The 1,499-nt window shown below is 63.6% G+C and carries 3 protein-coding genes; 2 read left to right on the forward strand and 1 reads right to left on the reverse strand.

Going from position 1 to position 1,499, the window contains the following annotated elements:
• Positions 1 to 2 precede the first annotated feature (2 nt).
• Positions 3 to 383: a VOC family protein gene (locus EN884_RS35640; protein WP_245492048.1), complete on the forward strand. Its 381-nt coding sequence runs from the start codon at positions 3 to 5 to the stop codon at positions 381 to 383.
• 30 nt (positions 384 to 413) lie between these two features.
• On the opposite strand, the gene EN884_RS35645 is transcribed toward EN884_RS35640, so the two are convergent.
• Entirely contained in the window at positions 414 to 995 is a 582-nt protein-coding gene (locus tag EN884_RS35645) for a histidine phosphatase family protein (RefSeq protein ID WP_063168650.1), read from the reverse strand.
• Between the two features lie 208 nt (positions 996 to 1,203).
• Here EN884_RS35645 and EN884_RS35650 point away from each other — a divergent pair.
• Positions 1,204 to 1,499, forward strand: a 296-nt coding sequence (locus EN884_RS35650; protein WP_164895415.1) for a universal stress protein, incomplete at its 3' end; no start/stop codon positions are given.

Genomic DNA, 1,499 nt, shown 5'->3' on the forward strand with positions numbered 1-1,499 from the left:
GCATCATCACGTCGGACGTCCAGCGTCTCGTTCACTTCTACGGTGAGATCACCGGCATGCCCGTGACGGTGTACACGGAAGACTTCGCCGAACTGGCGACGCCGACCTGCACGCTGGCGATCGGCAGCACGCGCACCTTGATGCTGTTCGGCGGCGACATCGCCCGCCCCGCCGACAACCACACCGCCATCATCGAGTTCCGCGTCGGCGACGTCGATGCTGAATTCGCCAGGCTCTCGGACCTCCTCAGGAATATCACTGTGCAGAAGCCGACCACCATGCCCTGGGGCAACCGCTCGCTGCTGTTTCGCGACCCTGACGGCAATCTGGTGAATTTCTTCACGCCGGTAACCGCTGAGGCGATCAGGAAATTCGACAGATAGGCGTAAGCGGCGCCGCTGGCCGAAGCTGCTCTATTTCTGGTTCCATTTCCGGATGACCGGCTCGCTCAAATCATGCTCGTAGCCGAGCACGCTGATGCTGGCCGTATCGAGCACGAGCAGCGCGCCGCCCTCCGGCGGCAGCCCGATCCAGCGCGCCGCCAGCACGCGCAGAAAATGCGCGCTGGAAAACACCAATATGCTGGCATTGGCCTCGCGCAGCCCAGCGATAATCCTGTCGGCCCGCGCGCCGACATCGGCCGCCATCTCGCCCTTTGGACACCCATCGCGAAACACATTCCAGCCGCGGCGCTCGGCCAGGATCTGTTTTGTCGTCAGCCCCTCATAGGCGCCATAGTCCCACTCCTGCAGATCGTCCTTCTTGACGCTCTGCGCGCCGAAGCCGGCCAGTACGCTGGTGTTGTAGGCGCGCTGCGACGGGCTCGACCATACGGCCGAAAAAGACAGGCCCTCGAGCCTGTCCGCGAGACCCCGCGCGGCGGCCTCGCCAACCGGGGTCAACGGCATGTCGGTGCGGCCGGTATGCTGCCCCGAAAGGCTCCATGCCGTTTCACCATGCCGGACCAGATGGATTTGCGGATACGGGTTGCTCATGGACTGCCTTTCAATGTCACCGGCACCTTAGGCGACGATGCGGCAAAGGGGAATCCGCTTGGTACAAGACTGCGTGGTCGCCTGGCCTTGATCCGCGGCGGGGCCGGCCCTGTGATCGGCCCGAGGCCGCAACTATATCAAGGCCAGCCCTCCACAAGGCTCCCGCCACCTCAAGGGCATCGGCCCTTGCGCAACAGGTCATGTCATCATGTACAAACATTTGCTCATCGCCACGGACGGATCGGAACTGGCCGACAAGGGCGTTACCCACGGCCTGACATTGGCCAAGGGCCTCGGCGCCTCTGTTACTTTCATCACCGTCTCCGAACAATTCCCGATCTTCGCCTGGGGCGGCGCCATGGCCGGCTACGCCGCCGGCGATGAACTGGCCGCCTATCAGGAAGAAGCGCGCAAATACGCCAAGGAAGTTCTCGACAAGTGCAAGGCATCGGCCGACGCCGCCGGCGTCTCGGCGGAGGTCGTGCATGTCGAGGACAAAAGGCC

Origin of the sequence: Mesorhizobium sp. M7A.F.Ca.AU.001.01.1.1 (genome assembly GCF_004022735.1) — a bacterium.
Lineage (GTDB): Bacteria > Pseudomonadota > Alphaproteobacteria > Rhizobiales > Rhizobiaceae > Mesorhizobium > Mesorhizobium ciceri.